The organism is Streptomyces sp. NPDC054840 (assembly GCF_053611065.1).
Window position 1 is genome coordinate 1 of sequence record NZ_JBSGZP010000668.1, and the last position, 3988, is coordinate 3988.

The 3988-nt window shown below is 70.4% G+C and carries 4 protein-coding genes and 2 pseudogenes; 2 read left to right on the top strand and 4 right to left on the bottom strand.

The genetic code is table 11. The features are described from left to right. The 3 genes and pseudogenes from ACWGIU_RS31880 to ACWGIU_RS31890 all read right to left on the bottom strand — a co-directional run. Window positions 1-240, bottom strand: a pseudogene (locus tag ACWGIU_RS31880) (hypothetical protein); the annotation flags it as partial. Beyond that, entirely contained in the window at window positions 237-1061 is an 825-nt protein-coding gene (locus ACWGIU_RS31885) for a hypothetical protein (protein ID WP_453711589.1), read from the bottom strand. The pseudogene ACWGIU_RS31880 and the gene ACWGIU_RS31885, both read right to left, overlap by 4 nt. Window positions 1062-1730: 669 nt before the next feature. Next, window positions 1731-2308, bottom strand: a pseudogene (locus ACWGIU_RS31890) (HD domain-containing protein). A gap of 249 nt (window positions 2309-2557) precedes the next feature. On the opposite strand from ACWGIU_RS31890, the gene ACWGIU_RS31895 reads away from it, so the two are divergent. After that, entirely contained in the window at window positions 2558-2797 is a 240-nt protein-coding gene (locus ACWGIU_RS31895; protein WP_453711590.1) for a chaplin, read from the top strand. Window positions 2798-2866: 69 nt separating this feature from the next. Here ACWGIU_RS31895 and ACWGIU_RS31900 read toward each other — a convergent pair whose 3' ends face one another. Next, the gene (locus tag ACWGIU_RS31900) at window positions 2867-3094 is read right to left on the bottom strand and encodes a hypothetical protein (RefSeq protein ID WP_453711591.1); all 228 of its coding nucleotides are present in this window, start codon (window positions 3092-3094) and stop codon (window positions 2867-2869) included. 220 nt (window positions 3095-3314) lie between these two features. Between ACWGIU_RS31900 and ACWGIU_RS31905 the strand changes: the two genes are divergently transcribed. Next, the gene (locus ACWGIU_RS31905; protein ID WP_453711592.1) at window positions 3315-3965 is read left to right on the top strand and encodes a hypothetical protein; all 651 of its coding nucleotides are present in this window, start codon (window positions 3315-3317) and stop codon (window positions 3963-3965) included. Window positions 3966-3988: the final 23 nt, after the last annotated feature.

Genomic DNA, 3988 nt, shown 5'->3' on the forward strand with positions numbered 1-3988 from the left:
GGCACCCGCGCCCGTGTCCGTACCCGTGCTCCCACCGCTCTGCGATCCGGCTGCGGGCGCCTTGCCGGTGGGAGCGGCGTCCGCGGCGGCCGGCGCCCCGCCTTGGAGGTTCTGCCCCGCCGGGGCGGGGGGCTTCGCCGCGTTCTGGCCGCCGCACCCGGCGAGGAGGAGCCCCGCGAGGGCGACGGCCGCCAGCGGGCCCAGCGTCCGGCGGCGCGACCGCGTGAGGGCCGGCTTCACGCGCCGCCTCCGGTGCTCTCCCTGCGGACGGAGCCGAGACCGGCCCGCTTCCGCCCGATGATCACCGCACCCGCCACGACCGCGAGTACGGTGATCGCCACACCGTCGCGCACCGTCACCGGCGCCGCCGCGTGCTCCGCCGAACCGCCTCCGGTCTCGATGCCGCCTACGGGCACCGATCCCACGGCCGCGCCCTTGACCTCACCGCAGTTGGTCGGGGCCGTGGCCTCCTGGGGCAGCTTCGGGTCGAGCTCGCTCTTGCCCGCACCCTCGAAGTCGTACTTCTTGTTCTTGTTGCGGTCGATGCCGTGCTGGACGACGTGCAGGTCCTTGATGTGGTCGACCACGTCCTTGCCGACGGCGATCGTCCGCTTGTAGCGGATCGTGCCCTGCGCGTCGGCGACCGGCATGCGCAACACGTCGAGGCCGCTGGTGGGCTTGGTGTCCCCGCCCGTGGTGAGCGAGATGTTGATGTCGCCGTAGTCATGGGTGGCCTCGGTGTTGCTGAGGACCCCGTCGCCGTCGGTGTCGTCGGTCGCGTCCGGGCAGTGGAAGTCGTGGCCCTTGGTCGAACCGTGCAGATGCTGGGCCGACGGCTGCCCCGGCACCATGCCCTTGGACTCGATCTGCACGGTCAGCTGATTGCCCTTGAGGCTGAGCATGACCGTACCGCTGGAGCCTGATGCGTTCAGCTGCGCAAGGTCGATCTGGTACGCCTTTCCGCCCTCGGCGAGAGCTGGTCCGGAAAGGCCGAGGGTCAGGACCACGGCTGCGGGTATGGCGGCGAGAGCCACGTGGCGACCGGCGCGCTTGACTATCACATTCGCTCCTGTTCCGTGGATCCCCAGGACGGGAATCGCAGATCGTACGGGATTTACACGAGGCCCTGGAGAGGCTCTCGCTCCTCCTTCGGTGCCCCAACGCCTTTGGATGGGTGCCCATTTGAAAAATCTCGGGAGACTGATTCCGGCTGTGTTCCACAGAGCCGTTCCGAAACCGGCGCAATTCCGCGTGCGGTGCACGTCGGAACGGGGTGGGGCCGCAGCCGCATCATCGCTTCGGCCACGATGCAGCCCGAGGCGGGGATCCCCGAACGCCGCACGTAGGCGGCCTGCACCAGGCCGTGGCGGGGCCTGTGCCGAGCGGCTGGGAATTCGATGGGCAGAACGCGCGGCCGCATACGCAGGGAGGAGGTCGGGGAATCCCTCCTCCCTGCGTCCGAGTCAGCCCTGCACGGCCCGTCGGAACAGGTTGCGGCGGGGCCGACCGCGTCAGGCGAAGGAGTCTGAACTCGGTCTCTCCGGAAGTAATCTGACCGCTATCAATTCGAGTCTGCCGCATCTACGCACGCGCATCCACCGCCTTAGACATCATTCCGGTCGCCGACGGGTGGCATCATCCCCGTCGACGGGATCGGCTCGGTCCCGACCTTTGTAGTCGTCCTGGCGGCGACCGGACGAATAGTTGACCTCTGATGCTAAGAAATGCCGTCAGCGGTGCACCGGGAAGGACGCCTGGTAGGCGAGCCGGCCGTCGGCTCCGTCGCCGATGCGCGTGAGGAGATCGTCGAGCGCGAGGTACTCCTCCCAGCGCTGTCCGCCCGTCGCGTGCACGAGGCGCGAGATCACGAGGTCTTCGAGCTCTTGGAGGCGCTTGTTCTTCCACACCTTGTCAGCCGTGCTCACCAGCAGGTCCTAAGAGTCGTACCAGGAGCGGCCCATGAGGCATGGGTACCGGCGAAGCGGGCCAGGTCCGGGCCGAACCCGCGGGCCAGCAGCAGCTCGCGGCCCGCCTCCTCGTGCGAGGACCCGGGCTCGGACAGCTCGGCCGTGTGCACGGCCTTGCCGATGTCATGGGTCGCCGCCCCGAAGAGAACGGCCGCGCGGTCGACGGCTATCTGCGGATGGCGATGCTCCGTCCATTCGACCAGTTGGACCGCCACGTCATGGACGGCACGGAGATGGGCGGCCAGCCGCGGAGGTGCTTCGAGGGACCGGAGCAGGTCCACCACCGGGGACGGAAGCGGTCGGAGCGGCGGATCGGAAGGAGCGTGCAGAGCCTGGGACAAGAGGTCTGAGAGCGTCACCGGTGCAGGCTACGCAGGCGCCGGTGGGCTCTGCGACCGACCTGGGGCCGGGTCGCCGGGGCTCGACGGCGCTCCTGTACCCCCGAACGGAGTCGCGGCGCCACCTATTCGAGGGAACCAGGCGCCCGGACCCAGGCCGGGAGGCCGTCAGCTGCCGAAGGAAAGGGCGACGACCCCGCTCGGGGCCGTGCGGTGCTCCGGCACCGCTGTGCGGTTACAAGGAGATGTCACGTGTCGCGTGTTCTGAAGAGTGCGGGTCTGGCCCTGGTGCTCGGCCTGGCGGTCATCGGCGGTGCGTCCTCGGCGTCGGCGGACGCCACCGCGGAGGGCATCGCGGCCAGCTCGCCCGGTGTGCTTTCGGGCAACCTGATCCAGATCCCGGTCCACGTTCCGATCAACCTTTGCGGCAACAGCATCAACCTGATCGGCGCGCTCACCCCGACTGCCGGCAACGTCTGCGCCAACGCCTGAAGCTCGTGAACCGCTGCCCATCCCGGTCGGAGGCTCGACCGGGATGGGCCCGCACCGGCGGCACCGCCGTCAGGCCAGGGTGCGTACGTGCTGGTCGCCGGCCGCCGGCCGACGCAGGGCCTGCGCGGGTGTGGTGACGGTCTCGGAGCTCTCCACATCCCGCGAGGTGGCGAAGGCGGGAAAGGCCGCGCTGAGGGTCAGACCCGCTCCGGCGGCCGCCGCCGTGCCCGCCACCGCGGTGCGCAGCAGGGCGCGGCGGCTGGGAGGCGCGGGGGCGGTTCGTGTGTTCGAAGGCATGGCCGGACCGTAACCCGCCCCTTCTGCAGCGGAGTTGGCCGGACGGCCACAATGGCGGGATCCGCGCGGGGGCAGGCTTGATGGGGCCGGGATCTTCTCAGCATGCGGGCATCGTGTGACGGAGTGTCCGCAGGACCACGAGCCGTACGTCGTTCGCGTCGGCCCACGGACCCGGCCCCACGTGCGAGGCTTGCCCGGCAACCCGGGAGGAGACAATACGATGCACACGCCGAGCCGGCCCGAAGACCTCGAACACCCCGAACTGCTCTGGGCCAGGGCGGTGACGATGGCCATGGTCGACAGCGCGTGCTCCACCAGAACCGAGTTCGCCCTCGACGACGACGGCCTGTGGTGCCACTCCACCGGAGCGGGCGGCTGGTGGCGCCTGACCGTGGTGGACGAGGAGCACGCGGTGTTCTGCGGTCAGGACCCCGACGGCAGCCACACCCATGTCGGCGGAGAACAGATCGACTTCCTCGCGGGCGGTCCCGACTGGCTGCCCTGGGACCTCCTGCGCGACGACGCCGCCGGGAACCTCTTCGGCTTCGTCTACTGGTGGGAGAACGGCGCGTGGCACCGCATCCCGTACCCGGACGAGCTGCGGGAGGACGGACTGGAGGGGGCAGCGGCCTGGGTGGGCTCGGACGAGGAGGAGTTCATCGGACTCACCGTGTCCTCGTTCGACGTCCCGTGGGCGCGGGAGCGGAGCCTGACCGATGGCGTCGCCCGGTTCGCGGCACTGGCCCGCGAACGCAAGGCCGACGCGAGCGCCGTGGCGGCGCTGCTGGCGGCGGCCCACACCCAAGGCCGCTCGGCTCCGCGCCTCGACGCGGCGCTCGACTTCGCCACCCGCGCGGGCATCCTCTCCTGAGGGTCGTGTCCGCAAAAGAGCGC

Excerpts from the sequence above, each read along its gene's own strand:
- ACWGIU_RS31900 (WP_453711591.1), bottom strand. The coding sequence starts at position 3,094 with ATGCCTTCGAACACACGAACCGCCCCCGCGCCTCCCAGCCGCCGCGCC.
- ACWGIU_RS31905 (WP_453711592.1), top strand. The coding sequence starts at position 3,315 with ATGCACACGCCGAGCCGGCCCGAAGACCTCGAACACCCCGAACTGCTC.